The following is a 16,796-nucleotide window of genomic DNA, read 5'->3' on the forward strand; positions in this document are numbered from 1 at the left end:
GCGCATACGCTCGACGGTCACCACCCGTACGCTGCCCCCAGGTGTGCCGGGAAGCCTGGTCGGCGGACATATCCGCCTGTCCGGAGGCTCTGATGCACCTCTTCCGCCACCGCCGCCTCTCCGGTCCAGTACCACCGTCCGGCCCTGACGTGGTCCGGCTGCGCGGGGACCTCGACGTTCGCAGTGCCGGACGGACGGGCCAGCGCCTCCTGCGGGTGATCGGGACAGGGCCGGACGTCCTGGAGGTGGATCTGACGGAGTTGCGGCACCTCAGTCCTGTCGGTTGTGCGGTGTTCTTCAGAGCCCTCCGGGCTGCGCGGGCACGCCTGCACACGACCCGGTGTTCGCCTCCGCGATCGTCGGCCGCAGGGAAGTCCCGGCGAAACTTCGGCGGTTGCCCGACGTGGAGAGCGGCAGCAACGACGGGCTCGCGCTGCCCGCCGTGCTCATCCTGATCGCCGCGGCCGGGCCGACCTCCGGGCACGCCGAGGCGTCGCTGGGGACGATCGCACTGGAACTGGTCCGGGCTGGACCTCGGTGTGTCCTGCCGTTCGTGGTGATCGAGCTCGTACGGTTCCGGCTGCCGGGCGCCGAACCGAAGCTGCAGCCGCTGCTGCCGCTGGCGATCGGCGTGATCCTGTAAGCGGTCTGGCACCTCACGCACGCCAACCCCTACCTCGCCGCGTTCGCCGCCGGTGCCGTACTCACCGCCCGGTCGCCGGCGGCGAAGGAGGCGTTCGAGCCGCTCGGGGAGGCGCTGGCAGAGCTGGCCAGGTTCGCTGCGCTGCCCGGCGGCGTATGCAGCAGTCGGCCGTGGAGTGGGAGCGGATCGACACGCGGTGGGGAGGAAAGCCAGCTGACCCGACCAGTTGTCAGCGAGACCGAGCGGGGCGGCGCAGTCCGCCCCCATCCGGGCGGCCAGGATCATCACGGCCGTCGGCTGATGCCCTGTGCCTGATCGACTGCCTGTGCTCGCACTGCCCGCCGGTAGAACCACTCGCTCAGCTGTGATCCGGCCACGAGCCCTCCCGCGAACATCAGAAGCCCGCCCTGCACCACGGAGGCGAGAAAGCCGGCGTCCTCGGAGTCCAGGTCGCTCCACCGCAGCAGCGGGCCGGTCAGCCCGCCGAGCCAGATCACCAGCAGTGCGACACCCCGGACGCGGATGCACCACGGGCTCGTACGGCTGCGGACTCGCTTCGGCGCCCAGCCCCGCAGCGAGGCGATGGCCGGGGGCAGCGCGAAGGCCGACCAGCCGATCAGCCAGAGCCACAGAAACACCACTCGTCCTCCGTACGGAAAGCCGCGCCCGCGGCGGAAAACCCGCACGCCGACCAAGTGCGATGCCAGACGGCTGATGCGCCTTCTCGCACAAGCCCGGGCGGTTCCAGGACCACCCGGGCTCGCTCCTGCGGTCGATGCCGACGTCAGCCGGTGATCTCGACCTTCCCGTTGGCCTCACTGGGCGCCGTCGTCGCGGGCTGCGACGCACCGCCGACCCGGCCGGTGATGCCCTTCAGCAGCTCGGCGAGGTCGACTCCGGTGGTCGAACCGAGCAGTTCGAGGCCCTGGGCCACGTTGTCGGCGACCGTGCGTGAGAGCTGACTGGCGCCGTCGGTGGAGATCACCGTCATCTTGTCGATCGCACTGAGCGGCTCGGACGCCTTGGCGACGACCTGCGGCAACACCTCCACCAGCATCTGCAGCACTGCGGCATCGCCGTACTGGGCGAAGGCATCGGCCTTCTTCTGCATCGCCTCGGCCTCGGCGGCACCCTTGGCACCGATCGCGGCAGCCTCCGCCTCACCCTCGAGGCGCACAGCGTCAGCGAGCGCGGCGCGCTGCGCCTTCTCACCCTCACCGGTCAGCCTGGCCCGCTCGGCGGTCGCCTCGGCCTCCTTGACCAGCGCGATGCGGCGGGCCTCGGCCTCCTGCTCGGCCTGGTAGCGGGCGGCGTCGGCGGGCTTGCGAACCTTGGTGTCCAGCTCACGGTCGGTCAGCGCGGCCTGCCGGGTGGCGACCTTCTCCTGCTCCGCAAGCACCTCCTGCTGCCGAGCGGCCTCGGCAAGCGGGCCGGCTGCGGCGGCACGGGCGGCGGCCTCGTCGGTCTCGGCCTTGATCTCGGCCTGCTTCAGCGCGAAGGTCCGCTGGGCGATGGCGATCTCCTCCTCGGCCTTCAGCCGGGCCTGCTCGGCGGCACGGCGGGCGACGGCCTCGGCGATGTCGGCCTCCTGCTTGGCACGGGCCGCCTCGGGGCGGCCGAGATCCTCCAGATAGGAGCCCTCGGTGGTGATGTCCTGGATCTGGAAGGCGTCCAGCACAAGGCCCTGCCCGGACAGGCTGGCCTCGGCCTCCTCGGCGACCTGACTGGCGAACGCGGCACGGTCGCGGATGATGTCCTCCACGGACATCCGGCCGACGATGGCGCGCAGCGCGCCGGAGAGCACTTCCTGGGTGAAGCCGACGATGCCGTCCTGCTGCATCAGGAACCGCTGGGCGGCGGCGCGGATCGAGTCCTCGGTGCCGCCGACTTTGACGATGGCGACGCCTTCGAGGTTCGCCTTGACCCCGCGCAGGGTGACCGCGCCGCGTACCGCGATCGGGATGTGACGTGACGACAGGTCGAGGGTGAACCGCTGCTGCACGAAGGGCACGACGAACACCCCGCCGCCGACCACGACCTTCTGGCCGCTGTTGTCGGTGAACACCCGGCCGGTCTCCGGGTCGGTGGCCTGCTTGCCGCGCCGGCCGGTGACGATGAACGCCTCGCTCGGGCCCGCCACTTTGTAACGGGTGACCACGACGAGGCCGAGCAGGACGAGGAGTGCGACGACTCCTATGACGGCGATGACTACTGGACTCATGGAGTCTTTCCCCTCAGCCCTCCCAGGGGACGGCAGATTGATACGGGTTCATGTGGATGAAGGGGCGGCGCCGGTGTATCGGCGCCCGATGTGCGGAGCGGCGATGCCGGTCAGCGTTCGACCGGGCGTACGGAGACCGCTGTCTGCGACAGCGTCTCCTCCACCCAGATCTCCGCGCCTCGAGCCACCGGGCTTGGGCTCTTCGCCGCGAGCTTCACCGGTTGCCCGGCCCGGTGGACCAGCACCTCGCCGTAGCCGCCGGCCGGAATGGCCGTCACCACCGAGCCCGCGGCGCCGATCAGGTCGTCGTGGCGCGGGGCAGCGCCGGACCGGTCGTTCAACAGCGCGCGGCTGAAGCGGTAGGCGAGCCAGCCCGTGGCGGCTCCGGCGGGCCCTCCGACCGCGGTGGCGCCGACCGCGCCGAGCCCGGTGGTGCCCATGACGATCGCGCCGGAGAAGCCGAGCATGGACACGAACCCGGCGATGACCGGAAGCGACAGCCAGCCGTCGAAGAGACCGTCGAGCGCGTCGACGCCGTCGAAGAGGCCCTCAAGGACACCGTCGAAGACGAGGGACAGGACGAGGAGTACGACTCCTGCGATGCCGAGACCCAGAAACCAGGCCATCCGCCCTTCACCACCTCTCCCCCACTGCCACCGCGCCGGTGACCGCAATACTCACACGTAGACCCTGACGAAAACACTGCCTGGTTCCGGCAATCTTTACGCTCCCTTGATGCCGTGCTCCGTACCGACCTGGCCAGAGCGCGGCGAGGACCCGGGCCGACGGCGGCCTCGAAGGACATGCCATGAGAGGAGTTGGATGATCTGACGGTTCATCGGCTCGCCCATCGCCGGGTCGTCGATGGCGAACAGATCCAGCAGGCTGAGGTAGGTGGCGTGCACCAGGCTGTCGCCGGTGGTCAGCCAGGAGGCGCCGGCGAGGCCGAAGACGCGGGCGATCAGGCCGAACAACGACCGGCGCAGCCGACGCGAGAACAACTGTCCGAGCGGGGCACCCCGGCCGACGCTCCCACTCCCACGACCGGCGACACCAGCAGCCCGGTGATCAGCGACCCTCTCCGCACCCGCCCCATGCCGTCCCCTCTTCTTCGACGAGTCTCAGGTCGTCGGTGCGGACGAGGGCCAGCCGACCGATGACCGAACGGTGCCGTTTCCGTCGCGGGCCGGCTGGACTCCTCAGTCGGCGGCCCCCTATGGCGGCACGATCGGCAGCGTGGATCAGGCATCGAAAGAGCGCAAGGGCCGCCGGAGCCACACAGTGACGCTCCTCGGCACTGTGTGCGACCCTCCCGGCGAACGGGGCCCCGTCAACGCCAGGCAACCCGCCGCTCAGACGGATGCGCAGGTCACGGCGTCGTCGTCCGGCTTCACCTGCTCCCCGCCTCGAATCAGGTCGAGCCGACCAAAGAAATCGGGAAACGGCAGTTCAGGAGCCCTTTCCGACAGGCTCCAGAATCGCAACGCACTCCACATGATGCGTCATCGAAAACATGTCACATGACGAGGGAGTGAAAAAGTACCAGTTCAGAGGGCGTTCATCGCTCCTTCGAGTGGGCTGCTGGGTCCTGGAGCGTCGAACGAGCGTCATGACTCCCAGGACGACAGAGCTCTGCTCGCCAATGGCTCGGTCCTCGTCGGATCTGCGCCCACCGCGCTCCCGGGATGCGGCTCAGCGGGGCCCCGATCCAAGGTCCGTGAGCAAGTCGTCCAGCACCGCTTCCTCCTCGACCCGGACACCGCGCTCGGCGAGGGCGACCGCCAGGGCGGGGTCCCAGGGAGTCGCGGCGGACGGGCCCGTCAGGTCCGGGGCTTCGGTCACTGCGGTTACTGCCGCCCGGTAATCGGCCGCCGTGTAGCGCCACGGCCGCCAAGGGACGCTTCGCGCCAGTGCCCCGGCGATACGCACGCCGCCCCAGTCGAAGTCGCCGTGGTAGAGGAGGCGGGCTCCCCGCATGGACAGCTCGCGCAGCAAGGTGAGCGCGGCGGCCGACGGCTGCCCCTGGAGGCACACCAACGGCGGACACGCCGGGCCGAGAGTGTCGGCGGCGGCGGACAGCACTGCCGGGTTCTCGCAGATGTAAACGGTTCCCGCCGCAGGTACGGAAGCGACCGGTGCGAGACGGGTGAGGGAGCGGAGCGTCAGGACGGCCGGCTCCCCCGCGTCGGCCATCCAGTCGAGAGCTGGAGTACCGCGCAGGTTGAGGGTGAGGACGGTCGATGACAGGTCGTCCTTGAGCAAGCCCGCCGAGGCCCACGCCTCCCGCCGCCACTGCGCACCGGAGCCGTCGGGGAAGCCGGTGAGGCAACGGATGCCGGACAGCACGAGAGTGGCGAGCGGCGTCCCCTCGTCCAGGGCATGGGCGCCCGAGAGGTTTTGTGCCGCGAACGTCGCCCGCGCTGTCGGCGGCGACGCGGGCAGCGCACGCAACGCGCGCACGGCAGACTCCACCAAGGGGGCCGCTGCCTCCGGTGTACGGGCGAGGCGCCGAACGAGACCGTCACGGCGGATCCGCTCGACCCAGCGGGCCAGCTCCGCGTCGAGGCGGACGAGGGGGGCGTAAGCCTCCTCCCAGGCCCGTTCCTCCCTGTTCCGTGCCTCGGCGTGGAGTATGACCGGGCCGGTGAGAGCGATGATGGCCGCCGCCAGTCCGTCGGGGCTGACACCGGAGCGACGCAGGATCTCGTCCACGGTGGCGAGGCGCATGCTGAGGGAGCCACTGGATCGTGGTGCCCGTCCCAGCAGGCGTTCGACGGCGCGCCGTTGGGACTCATCGGGGTCGGACATGGTGATGGAGCCAGTGAGTGGCCGGCCTCGTGCAAGGCGCTGCCGCACGCGGTCCACGAACCAGGCGAGGCCGGGATCGCCGAGCAGACGTCGGAGGCGCTCGGTATCGACGGCGGTCCGGGCTTCTGCCAGTGACGGCCCGGTCGGCACCGCGTCCGCGGTGGCGTCGGGCGGTGTCGCGCGTCCGGCCGCCGCCCGGCCGCCGTCCCCCTCGGGCCGGGTCGCTGAACGGTCTACGTCCACAGGGACCCCTGTCCGCCGACGCCGTCGACCACGGCGGCCCGCCCTGGCTCACCGAAAGGACTCACCGGCCCGTCGGGCCCCTTGTCGGAGTCGCCGGCACCGGCAGCCGCCTCGACCGCGTCCGGCCGGGCACCGGGCTCTGTGCCGCGCCGCCGTTCGCCGCCGTCCCATTCCCACCGCGTCACCAGTACGGCGTCGATGTCGTCGACGCGGGAGAGCTGGGCGATGGCGATGCCGGGCACCTGGGGGTAGCAGGCCCATTCGCGTTCGCTGGTCATGACGACGTCGAGGTCGAAGGCGCGGAGCAGACCGAGGCACTTGGCGCGCGAGTCGTCGTCGACGCCGGCGAACGCCTCGTCCAGGGTGACCAGGCGCGGGGCGTGCGCGCCGCCCGCGCTCGCGTAGTGCGAGGACGCTGCGGCGAACAGGGGCACAGAGGCGGCCAGTACCCGCTCCCCGCCCGAGGCGGGGCCGGTGGCCGGCACCCACTTGCCGTGCTGGTGGCGTTCGACGCCGAACTCGTGCCAGGACCGGTAGTCGAGGGCGGCGGTGAGGTCCTCCAGCCAGCTGCCGGCGCTGTCGTCGGCCTGCCGGTGGGCGATCTGCTCCTGGAGGAACGCGCCGACCGCGGCCCGGTCCTCGAGCGACCACGCGTCGGCGGACTGACGCAGCCGTTCACGGGCCCGGGCCAGTCCCTGCGGGGCGCGGCGGGACGCCCTCCACACCAGCCGGAGCTTCATGCCTGTGGAGGTCGGGCGCTCCTCCAGTTCCCTGTTCATGGCGGCCACCTGCCGTTCGGCCGCGCCGATCAGTTCCTGGAGCGTCCCGGCGACCTCGGTGATCAGATGGGTCTGAAGGATCTCGCGCTCGCGTGCGGACAGGATGCGGGTCAGTTCCGCGACCTCCACGGCCAGTGCCTCGGCGAGGTCGGGCACGGCCCGTTCCCGGCCCTGGTAGACGATGTCGACCCGCATGCCGTCCTCGCTCGGGCGGGCGGTGGCGGTGTGGCCGTGCCGCGACAGCGCGTCCTGGAGCCTGCCGAACTCCTCGCTCAGCCGCTTCTGCACGCGCTCCCAGGCAGCGTCGGTGTCGTCGATCGAGGAGAGCCGTGACTCCACGGCCCGCGCGAGGGCGATGGCGGGGGTCGCCGCCCACGCCCCTCCCTCGTCGTCCGGTACATCGACGTCGGGCAGCGCCACGGCGAGCAGTCCCGTCGCCGCGAACCGCTGGAGCGCCGCGACGGCTTCCTCCCGCGCGGCGGTGGCATCGGTGACGTCCTCGGCGAGCCGCTCGATGCGTCCTTCGGCGCGGCTGGCCCGCCGGTCGGCGTCACCGTACTCCGCCCGGGCCTGTCCCTGTTCCCGCTCGCAGACCCGGGCCGCCTCGGCCGTCTCCTCCAGTTGCCTCTGCAGCTCGGCGACGGCCGCTCCGACGGTGGACCGGAGCGTCGTGAGGTGTTCGTCCGCCGCCGCGGCCGCCCGAGCCGCCTCCGTGGCGCGCTCCGCGAGCTCGGACAGGAGGAGTTCGGCCCGGTGGGTCTCCTCCTGTTCGCCGGTCACCGCGCGTTCGGCGTCGACGCGTTCACGCAGTGCGGGCCACAGGGCCGCCAGGAGGGCGGTGTGGTCGGCGAGCGACTGGCGCACGGCGCCCAGTGCCGTGTGGTCGGTGGGGAGGTTCAGGGCGCCGGCCGTGTCGGCCAGTTCGGCCGCCGCGCGCTCGGCCCTCGACGTCGCCGGAGCGAGTTCCGCAACCCGCTCGTCCCTCCGGGCACGGGCGCGGCGAACCGCGTCGGTCGAGGCGGCGACGCGGGCGTGGGCGTGCCGCAGGTCGTCGTCGTCCGGCAGGGCGGCGAGTTCGGCGTCCAGCACGGCACGGCGCCCGGCCACGGCGCGGGACTCCTCGGTCAGTCGTTCGCGCTCCGCCGTCAAGCCGTCGATCTCGGCGCGCAGTTCGCCGATCCGGACGCGACGCGCCTGTTCCCGCGCTCCTTCCCCCACGTACTGGGCGCTGTCCTTGGCCCAGCTTCCGACGAGCGCCCCGATGCGGAAGCGTCCGTCCGCGCAGACCCAGGTGTCGTGGCCGCCGTCTTCCCAGGAGGCCGCCTCGCCGAACCTCTCTGCGGGGGCCGCAGCCAGCCCGATCGAGGCGAGCAGGCGCGCGACAGTCTCCTCCCCCACTGCTGCGGCCCCCGCGTCTGCGGGGTCGACCGCCGGGCACAGCGCGCGGTCGAGGCCGGTTCCGCCGAGCAGCCCGACCGGGTCGAGCAGCACGTCATGACCGTCCACCGCGACCGTGGAGCCGTCCGGCCGCACCCAGGCGTCGAGGAGCCCCGACGCCTCCAGCGAGGCTTCCAGTCCCGCGCGGTCCGCCTCGGTGACGTGCGGGCGGAAGTCGACCAGCCGCCACAGCGGAGCGCCGGGGCCCCGGTCCCGCACGCCAGGGGTGCGCGTGGGGGGAGCCGCGGGGCCGCGTTCCCCGCCCGTTTCGAGGGCGGTCATTTCCTCCGCCGCCAGCCGCTGCCGCTCCGCCGTCGACGCCGCGCGGTGGGCCAGTCCGGCCGCCCGGTCGGCCAGGTGGGAGGCTGCAGCGCGATGCGCCTCGCTCGCCGCCGTACGGACCGGCAGCGGGCCGTCCAGTGAGCTAGCCCAGTCCTGTACGGCGTCCAGGACCGCGGGCAGCCCGGGCACCCGCAGCTCGACGAACCCGGAAAGACGCTCACGCACGGTTGTGACCAGGGCCCGCCCCGCCAGGGCGACGTGTTCCTGCGCCTCGGCCAGCCGCTCCTCCCCGTGCACGACCTCCTCGTCGGCCTCGTCGACGCGCAGCCGAGCGGCACGGTGCCGCTCTTCGGCCTGCTCGGCCCCCGTGACGAGCTCCGCCACGAGCTCGACGGCGCGCCGTCTGCTCGCGGTCGCCTCGTCCGCCTCCCGGCGCAGGACCGTGTCGGGGGCTCCCTCCGTCCTGGGGACGTCGAGCCGGGCGGCCGTGGCGCTCTCGGCCGCCCGGTCCCGGATGCCGTCCAGCGTCTCCCGGGCGGCTGTGAGCCGGTTGTCCGCGGTGGCGAGCCGCCCCAGGGCCCGGGTGTGCGCCTCGGCCGCCGTACGCCGGTCCGCCTCGGCCCGCTTCAGCTCTCCGGCCGTGCGGGAGGCGTCGTCCGCCGCCCGGTCGAGCGCGCGGGCGTCGCGCATCTCGGGCCGGGACCGCAGCGCGGTTTCCTGGGCGGCCAGCCGCGCGGCGCGCTCGTCCAGGGCGGCGCCCCTCTCCCTGGCCTCCTCGCGGTCCACCTCGGCCCGGTCCCGGTCCGCCTGTGCCTTGGCGAGTTCTCTCTGCAGGTTCTCGTACCGGGCGTGTTCGCGGCGGGGCAGGCGGGCGCGGCGCCGGGAGGCGAGGCGGGCGTAGCGGCGGTAGTGGTCGAGGAACGCCGAGGACGCCTGTTCGGCCTCGCGAGCCGCCCGCAGTTCCTCCTTCTCCTCGTCCAGTGACCGGAACGCCTCCGCCGCGTCGGCGACGACCGCCTGGTCCATCGGCGGCAGCGCCTCGGTCAGTGCCCGGGAGAGGGCGGCCTCGCTGGGGCGCTTGGACAGTTGGGGCTGGCGCAGCTGGATCAGGAGGTCGACGAGGGCGCCGTAGCGCCGCTCCCCGAGCCCGAAGAGGGCTTCGTCGACCGCCCTGCGGTAGGCCTTCGCTGTGTCGTGGACCATGCCGTGGGCGCCGACGGCCTCGGCGAGCCGGTCCCGGGACAGTGCCGTCCCGGTCGCGTCCAGCAGGTCGAGGCCGGCGCCGATCCGCTGGTCGGTGACCGCGTACCAGTGGCGGGCTATGCCGCGTCCGGCGACCGCCTTCAGTCCGCACAGCAACGTGCGGAAGTGCGCCTCGCCCGTGGTGCCGTCGAGCCGTCCGAACTCGATCCAGGTGTAGCCGAGCCGTTCGGGATGCGGGTGGGCGCCGCCCAGGAGCAGGTTCCACTCCATGCGCTTGCCCGGGTCGCCGTCGGGTTCGACGCGGCGGGCGGAGAGATCGCCGTCCAGGAGGAACGGCAGGGTGAGGGCGAGCACCTTCGACTTGCCGGTGCCGTTGTTGCCGCGCAGCAGCAGTCGGCCGTCGCGGAACCAGAACTCCTCGATGTCGTAGTGGAAGAGATCGACGAGTCCGATGCGCAGGGGTCGCCACCGGCCGGGCGCGGGAGCGGGGAGCGCGGGGCTCGGCGACTCGGGGCGGGAGAGCGCGGTCACGGAGTGGTTCACCTTTCGTCCTGCACGTCCTGCACGTCCTGCACGTCCTGCATGAGCTGCACGTCCTGCATGGGCTGCATGGGCTGCGCGGTCGCGGCGGCGGGTCGTCGGGCCCGTCCGGGTTCCTTGACGACGGGCTCGCCGACCGCGTACCGGGCGAGGGCCGGCCGCGGTACGACGCCCCGTTCGGTGCGCTCGGCCAGTCCCAGCGCCACCAGCTTGGTCAGCGCCTGCTCGACGAGTTCGGGCTCGGCTCCCGGTTCCCTCGCCGACTTGGACCAGAACCCGCCGTGCTCCACGGCCAGTTCCCGTACGAGGGCCGCCAGCTCCGCCGGTTCGACGGGCCCGGCGGCCCGGGCCAGGTGCCCCGCCAGCAGCAGGGTGATGTGACCGTGGGTGCCCTGCTCCGGCATGCGCACGTCCGTGAGGTGGTCCATCGGGTCGACCATGGCGATGCCCTCGGCCCGGACCTCCGGGACGAGTCCCGTCAGCTCGTTGATGCGGGCGGTGATGAAGCCGCGCTGCCGGGTGAGGTAGGCCAGTTCGTCGTCGGTCAGGTCGTCGTAGTACAGCACCGGGTCGTCCAGGAGGATGCGGGTCAGCTTCCAGCGGATCGCCCGGAACCTGAGCTCGTCGCTGTCGAGGGCGGTCCAGGCGGTCATCTCCAGCAGGCGCTCCTCGAAGCCCTCGGCCTCGACCATGGACGGGCCCCGCAGGGACGCCGGCATCCCGGCCAGCACGCGCCGCCGCACGTCGTACAGCACGTCGCCCGAGCCGCTGACGTAGGCGTCCTCGTCGCCGGCCACCCGCCGCAGCACCCCGAGCCGCAGCAGCAGGCGGACGACGGCCGCGAGGTCGAGGCGCTCGTCGCGCCGCTCCAGAGTGAACGTGATCCCGGCGGCGACGAGTTCTGGATCGGCGGCGGCCAGGACGACCTGCTCGGCGAGGCGTCCGAGCGCCACCTGTGACTCGCCCCGTTCCAGCGCGGCCAGGGCCAGGCAGAGCAGGACGTAGCGGCGGCGGGTGAAGGGCAGGGCGCTGCGGCCGGCCTCGCGCGCCGGGTGCGTGGCGTCGGTGAGGGTGCCCGGCGTCTTGCGCAGCCGTGCGGCGTCGGCGTCCGTGCGCAGTGTCCAGCCGACGTTGCGTTCGAACCACTCCCGCAGCTCGGCTGTGTGCCGGCGCACCAGCCGGAACTCGTCGGTGTACGGCCCGTCGGCGGTGAGCAGCGGCTCCTTCAGCAGAGCTCGTGCGGCCTTCTGGAGGTCGGCCTGCCGCTGGCCGTCGAGGACCTCGGCGAGGGGGCCGCTCATCGGTCCTCCATGAGCTGGGCAGCGGTATCCCGTCGCGGAACAGGGACAGGGACAGGGACAGGCACGGGGTCGGGGACGGGGTCGGGTGCCGATGCCGGTGCGACGCGGTCGACGTGCCCCGACGTGAGATCGACGATGTCGATCAGGTGGTCGGGTCCGCTGAACACGCCGTCGGCGGTGTGTACTTCGGCCGTCGATCCGTCGTCAAGGGCGGTCAACCGGATCTCCATCGAACCGTCCCCGCTGGTGGCCGCGGTGGTCGTGGTGCCCGGCCGCCAGGTGGCGAGCACGTCGCCGAGCAGCCGCAGGAACAACTGGAAGGCGAGCGGGTCGAGTTCGCCGATCCGGGACAGCCGCACCGGTCCGCCCGTCACGAGCCGGTCCCTGGCCCGCCTGGTCTCCTCCGACTGCCGGGCGGCAACCTCTGCGAGCCTGCGCCTGGCCTCGCTCCGGTCGGCCACCTTGCGCGGCTTGCCACGCCGCTCGTAACTGCCCGTTCGGCGCAACTGGGGACTGATCCGCAGCGGTCGCGCCTCGCTCCACGGGGTGGAGGCCGGCTCCGGGGCGGCCGTCCGTTCGGCGAGGGTCTCGGCATCGACGGTGAGATGGCGGGAGGAGTGCAGCCCGAAGGCGATCCGCCACAGCCGGTGCCGCGCCTCGTCGTCCGGCGCCTGCGCGAACCAACGGGCCAGGGTACGGAAGTCGGCCGACCGGTCCGAGCGTCCGGCCCGCCGCTCATTGAGCTGCCGTACGACGGCCAGGAGTTGCGGGATCGAGCCGAGCGCCCGCCCGCGCAGCAGTCTGGCCTGCGATTCCCTTCCCTCTCCCGACACGAACCACTCGGCGAGCCCGGACCACCGCGCGGCCCACCGCTCGTACGCCACAGCCTCGGCCCTCTCGGCGTCCTCGGGAGCGGCGTCGGCGGCCTCGCGGGCGGCGGCGAGCCGCAGCAGCGGACCGACCCGCTCCTGCTCCTCCAGCTCCCCGATCAGCAGGGCGATCCGCCCGCCGAGGGTGATGAGGTCCTGGATGAAGCGCTCCAGGTACTGGATCAGCCGGTCCTTGTAGGCGAGGAACGCCTCGACCTCGATGTCGTGCAGGTCGATGGTGCGCTGCAGCGAGCCCATGAAGGCACGGGCGTTGTCGGCGAGATCGGTGAACCGCGCCGTCAGCACGGACAGGGCGATGTACGTCTTGGCCGGGTCCGGCTCGTCCTCCGCGGCGATCACCAGGAGTGCCCGCAGCTGCGTGACGATGTCGTGCAGCGCGACCGCCTGGAGTTCCCCTCGCCGCCCCAGCACCTCGTCGTACGTCCCCAGCGCCGCCTCGGCCGCCTCACCGGCCCGGGTGAGCTGGTAGATGAACCGTCTGCGGTAGAAGTCCTCGACCGCCGTCACCCGCGCGTGGTCCGGGTCGGCCCGCAGGTTGCCCCACACCACGAGCTTGTCCAGCGCCTGCGTCACCGCTTCGAGGTCGGCGGGCCGGCTCCCCGCGTCCAAGGCCGCGTACACGTCCTCCGGCCGCAGATGCACCGCGAACCGCTCCTTGGCGGCGAGGAAGGCCCGCATGACCTGGCGGTAGAGGAGGGCGTTGGGGGCGGTGAGGTGGGCGAAGGGGCTGTAGTCGCTGGAGGTCATCTCGCCACATTCTTCCACCGCGGTCACGGGCTCACGTCCGAGTTGTGAACACGCACTCCGCCCAGACGGTCTTGCCCGGGCCTTCGGGCCGAAGGTGCCAGCCCCAGCGGGTGGCGAGCGCCGCGACGAGAAGCAGCCCTCGGCCGCCGGTGTCCTCCGAGCCGGGGGCGGGCAGCGCTTCCGGTTCGGGCGGCGTGCGTTCGGCACGGGTGTCGCTGACCTCGATCCCGACCGTGCGGGCGGATGCGCTCGCGTGGAGGAGCAGATGGAAGTCCCGGCCGGGGACGTGTGCCGTACGGCGTTGGCGGCCAGCTCACCGACCACCAGCACGATCTCTTCGTGCCGACCGGTGCCGTACGGGATGCCCCAGGTGTCCAGCCGGTGCGCGGCCAGTCGGCGGGCGAGGCGGGCGCCCCGTGGTGTGGAGGTGAAACGCATCTCGAAGGTGCGGCTCAAGTCATCGCTGGGACGCACGGGTTGCGAGGCGCTGATGGGGTTGGGGAGTTGGCTCGTCATGCCGACAACGGTGTCCGCGGTCGCGTAGCGTGACCAGTGGTGACGCACCGACGCGGGCCGTTGTACGCGTGGAGGCGGTACGGGTACGAGGTGCGCGGCGTGACGAGGCCGCCGTAACAGCGTTGAGCCAGGGAGGCGGTGGCGATGACCGAGGGTACGGACGAGAGGGCCGAGACAGTGGTGGCGGACGACTCGGGGCAAGCGACGGCGGACACGTCCGGCCAGGCCGTGGTCATCGCGTTCGGGCACACGATGAAGACGCTGCGGGTGCGGGCGGGCCTGGAGCGCGAGGAGTTCGGACGGCGGATCGGATACTCGGCGTCCACGGTTGCGTCGTACGAGCAGGGGCGGCGGATTCCGGCGCCCAGGACCATCGAGCGAGCGGACGAGGTTCTGGACGCGGGCGGGTTGCTGACGGTGTGGAAGGAGCAGGTGGAGCGGGCTCAGTATCCGGTGTTCTTCCAGGGGATGGCGAAACTGGAGAGGGAGGCCCTTGAGCTGCTCGCATACGACACCCACGTTCTCAACGGTCTGCTGCAGACCGAGGAGTACATGAGGGCAGTGCTCGACATGCGGCGCCCGGTCCTGGACCAGGAGACCGTGGAGCAGCGTGTGGCGGCCCGGTTGGCTCGGCAGGACATCTTCAGCCGCTGGCCCGCGCCGCTACTGAGCTTCGTGCTTGAAGAGGCGGCGTTGCGACACCCCTGGGGAGGCAAGGCGGTGCACCGGGGCCAGTTGGAACAGCTGCTTCTGATTGGCGAGAAGCAGAACGTCGAGATGCAAATCATGCCGACAGACCGCGAGCACAACGCTGGCGTAGATGGCGCGTTCACGGTAATTACACGCAAGGACGGAATGCGGTTCGTCTATACCGAAGCCCAGGGAACCAGCGCCCTCCAGACCGAGCCGGAGCAGACAACTCTCGCCGCCGCCCGCTATGGGATCATCCGATCGCAGGCTCTCCCCTCGCGAGAGTCGCGCGACTTCGTGGAAAGGTTGCTGAGATCGCATGAACAGCTCTGAGTCCTCGGCCGTCGAACCCGGTCTCGCTTGGTTCAAGAGCAGCTACAGCGGGGCCGAGGGCGGTCAGTGCGTGGAGGTCGCTGCCGGTACGGGAGTTGTGCACATCCGTGACTCCAAGGCCGTCGCCGGACCCGTCATCCGTGTGTCACGTGAGGCGTGGGCGGGGTTCATCGGGAAGGCCTGACGGTCGTACGCAAAGCGTAAGCCCTGCCGTCCGATCAAGGACGGCAGGGCTCCCGCACACCACCCCTACTGGGCAAGTACGGGCTCGGCTTCCCGTACCAGCTGATCCGCAGGGTGTCGCGGGCGCGGGTGGCCGCGACGAACAACAGTGACCGCGCCTTCAGTTCCTCGCGGGCGAGGCGCCGGGGGTCCGTGTCGCGGTAACGCTGGATGACGGACGCGCGGGGGATGACGCCGTCGCGGGCGCCGACGATGGCGAGCCTCTGGTATTCGAGGCCCTTGAAGCCGTGCATGGTGCTGACGTGGATGTCGCCGTCTCCCTTGACGCCCTCCCTGGTGAGTTCGGCGACGGTCAGCCCGGCCTCGGTCGCCAGGTGGTACATGACCTGGTTGACGGCTTCGCGGTCCGCGACGCACACCGCGATGGTGCCGCGGGGGTCGCGGACCTTGCCGTCTGCTCCACCAGTGGCGAGTTCCTCGCGCCAGGCCCGCAGAGTGGTGGCGAGCCGGGCGAGTTCGTCGTCCCAGCTCTCGCAGCGTACGAGTTCGGGGGCGGGACCTCGCAGGACCGAGCGGTAACCGTCGAGGGTGTCGGTGCCGTCGTCGAGGTCGTCGAAGGTGATCTGATCGCTCTTGGGGTTCACCACTTCCATAGCCCGGTTCAGGATCTCCCGGGTGGTGCGGTAGCTGAGGGTGAGGCGGGCCGCGCGACCGCGGATGTTGACGCCGACGGTTCCCAGGGTGACCTGCTGGTCGTAGATGCGCTGGTGGGTGTCGCCGGCGATGAACATGTCGTCCTCGCCCGGCGCGACCATGGCACGGAGCATCTTCCAGTGGGCGGGCCTGAGATCCTGCGCCTCGTCGACGACGACGTGCTTGTAGCGGTGGCCCAGGTAGTACATGCCACTGCTGTCGTCGCGGTGGAGGAGGTCCTTGCCGCCGATCTCGTCCTTGTACTCCTGCCGTTGCTCGATCTTGGCAGCACGCTGCATCTCGAAGCGGGCGGCGCGCTCGGCGGCCTGGCCCCAGGTCTCTCGCCCCTCCTTGTCGAGACGGGTGGTGAACTGCTCCAGGTCGCCGAGGACCTCGCGCTGTACCGGGAGAAGTTCCGGCTCCGGCTGCCGGAGTCGCTGGAGGAGTTGCACGGCCCGACCCAGGGGGTCGTGGAGCTGCCACTGCACATGGCCTGGTCGGGGATGACCTCGTACGACATGAGCAAGCCTCGCCAGCGCATGGGCCTGTACCGCACTGTCCTGCACGAGGGCCTGCACGACGACCTGCCCCGCTACCTCAACCAGGACCTGCTCCTCCAGCTGTGGCCGGTGCCGCGCACCCTCGTCGGCCGCACCGTGCGCACCGTGGGGGAGGGCGCCTTCCCCCGGCTCACCTCCCGCACCCGGGCAGCCGCATGACGGACATGCCGGAGCTGCACACGCGGCTCCTGGCGGATGTCATCGCCCTCGGCTCCCCGTATCCCGTGGTCCTCACCGGCGGGCATGCCGTGCGGGCGCACCGCCTCGTCAACCGCCCCAGCCAGGACCTCGATGTCGCCACCGAGAACCCGGCACCCATGGCCGACATCGCCGCCACGCTCCGCGCCGGACTGGCAGAGGTGGGCGGCGGTAGCCAGGTCGTTCGTCTCCAGGCGCCGCAGCACCTGGGCTCGCTCCTCCGCGGTGGGGTCCAGGGCATCGAGCCGGGCGCGGATCCGATCGGACGCTTGCTGCCGGAAGGCGGGCAGGTCACTTCGCACCGTGTCGAGCGCCCGCCGCACGCCCAGCAGGTCGTGCCGGTCACCGTCTTCGAGGCGGTCATGGGCGTCGGCCAGCAGCTCCTGTAGGCCCAAGTCCTGATCCTCGGTCACGGCCCCTGCAGACCGCCGTGGCGCGGCGCCGTCTCCCGGCCTCCCCGGGCCCTCGACCCCTGCAAGCGCCCTCGACACCCAGGCGGGTACGTCACCGAGGGCGCCCACCTCTGGGT

The 16,796-nt window shown here is 71.9% G+C and carries 11 protein-coding genes and 4 pseudogenes; 5 read left to right on the forward strand and 10 right to left on the reverse strand.

Features of this window, described 5'->3' with window-relative positions; genetic code table 11:
• Positions 1–334: 334 nt before the first annotated feature.
• Positions 335–787, forward strand: a pseudogene (locus ACFU53_RS26790) (cation:proton antiporter); the annotation flags it as partial.
• A 140-nt stretch (positions 788–927) separates the two neighbouring features.
• Here the strand turns inward: ACFU53_RS26790 and ACFU53_RS26795 are convergent.
• The 9 genes and pseudogenes from ACFU53_RS26795 to ACFU53_RS26835 form a co-directional block, all read right to left on the reverse strand.
• Positions 928–1,284, reverse strand: a complete 357-nt coding sequence (locus ACFU53_RS26795; RefSeq protein ID WP_383997407.1) for a hypothetical protein — start codon at positions 1,282–1,284, stop codon at positions 928–930.
• A gap of 143 nt (positions 1,285–1,427) precedes the next feature.
• Positions 1,428–2,864: a flotillin family protein gene (locus ACFU53_RS26800; protein ID WP_383997410.1), complete on the reverse strand. Its 1,437-nt coding sequence runs from the start codon at positions 2,862–2,864 to the stop codon at positions 1,428–1,430.
• A 110-nt stretch (positions 2,865–2,974) separates the two neighbouring features.
• The gene (locus tag ACFU53_RS26805) at positions 2,975–3,490 is read right to left on the reverse strand and encodes a hypothetical protein (protein WP_383997413.1); all 516 of its coding nucleotides are present in this window, start codon (positions 3,488–3,490) and stop codon (positions 2,975–2,977) included.
• 96 nt (positions 3,491–3,586) lie between these two features.
• Positions 3,587–3,865: a hypothetical protein gene (locus ACFU53_RS26810; RefSeq protein WP_383997415.1), complete on the reverse strand. Its 279-nt coding sequence runs from the start codon at positions 3,863–3,865 to the stop codon at positions 3,587–3,589.
• A 691-nt stretch (positions 3,866–4,556) separates the two neighbouring features.
• On the reverse strand, positions 4,557–5,915 hold the full coding sequence (locus ACFU53_RS26815; protein WP_383997418.1) for a TIGR02679 family protein: 1,359 nt from the start codon (positions 5,913–5,915) through the stop codon (positions 4,557–4,559).
• Positions 5,906–10,159 carry a TIGR02680 family protein gene (locus ACFU53_RS26820; RefSeq protein WP_383997421.1) on the reverse strand — a complete coding sequence of 1,418 codons (4,254 nt, stop codon included), beginning with the start codon at positions 10,157–10,159 and terminating at the stop codon, positions 5,906–5,908. Before ACFU53_RS26820 ends, ACFU53_RS26815 begins: the two co-directional genes overlap by 10 nt.
• On the reverse strand, positions 10,156–11,457 hold the full coding sequence (locus ACFU53_RS26825; protein WP_383997424.1) for a TIGR02678 family protein: 1,302 nt from the start codon (positions 11,455–11,457) through the stop codon (positions 10,156–10,158). Before ACFU53_RS26825 ends, ACFU53_RS26820 begins: the two co-directional genes overlap by 4 nt.
• Positions 11,454–13,094: a TIGR02677 family protein gene (locus ACFU53_RS26830; protein ID WP_383997428.1), complete on the reverse strand. Its 1,641-nt coding sequence runs from the start codon at positions 13,092–13,094 to the stop codon at positions 11,454–11,456. Before ACFU53_RS26830 ends, ACFU53_RS26825 begins: the two co-directional genes overlap by 4 nt.
• 31 nt (positions 13,095–13,125) lie before the next feature.
• Positions 13,126–13,610 (reverse strand): annotated as a pseudogene (locus ACFU53_RS26835) (ATP-binding protein).
• Between the two features lie 144 nt (positions 13,611–13,754).
• Between ACFU53_RS26835 and ACFU53_RS26840 the strand changes: the two are divergent.
• Together ACFU53_RS26840 and ACFU53_RS26845 are read left to right on the forward strand one after the other, a co-directional pair.
• On the forward strand, positions 13,755–14,633 hold the full coding sequence (locus ACFU53_RS26840; RefSeq protein ID WP_383997437.1) for a helix-turn-helix domain-containing protein: 879 nt from the start codon (positions 13,755–13,757) through the stop codon (positions 14,631–14,633).
• Positions 14,620–14,817, forward strand: coding sequence for a DUF397 domain-containing protein (locus ACFU53_RS26845; RefSeq protein ID WP_383997431.1), 198 nt, complete (start codon positions 14,620–14,622; stop codon positions 14,815–14,817). The genes ACFU53_RS26840 and ACFU53_RS26845 overlap by 14 nt, the downstream gene beginning before the upstream one ends.
• 34 nt (positions 14,818–14,851) lie before the next feature.
• On the opposite strand, the pseudogene ACFU53_RS26850 reads toward ACFU53_RS26845, so the two are convergent.
• A pseudogene (locus tag ACFU53_RS26850) lies at positions 14,852–15,889 on the reverse strand (3'-5' exonuclease); the annotation flags it as partial.
• On the opposite strand from ACFU53_RS26850, the gene ACFU53_RS26855 reads away from it, so the two are divergent.
• Positions 15,836–16,228: a hypothetical protein gene (locus tag ACFU53_RS26855; protein ID WP_383997440.1), complete on the forward strand. Its 393-nt coding sequence runs from the start codon at positions 15,836–15,838 to the stop codon at positions 16,226–16,228. The pseudogene ACFU53_RS26850 and the gene ACFU53_RS26855 sit on opposite strands and share 54 nt — an antisense overlap.
• Positions 16,225–16,434: pseudogene (locus tag ACFU53_RS26860) on the forward strand (hypothetical protein); the annotation flags it as partial. The gene ACFU53_RS26855 and the pseudogene ACFU53_RS26860, both read left to right, overlap by 4 nt.
• Positions 16,435–16,796: the final 362 nt, after the last annotated feature.

Source organism: Streptomyces sp. NPDC057474 (assembly GCF_042802555.1).
GTDB lineage: Bacteria > Actinomycetota > Actinomycetes > Streptomycetales > Streptomycetaceae > Streptomyces.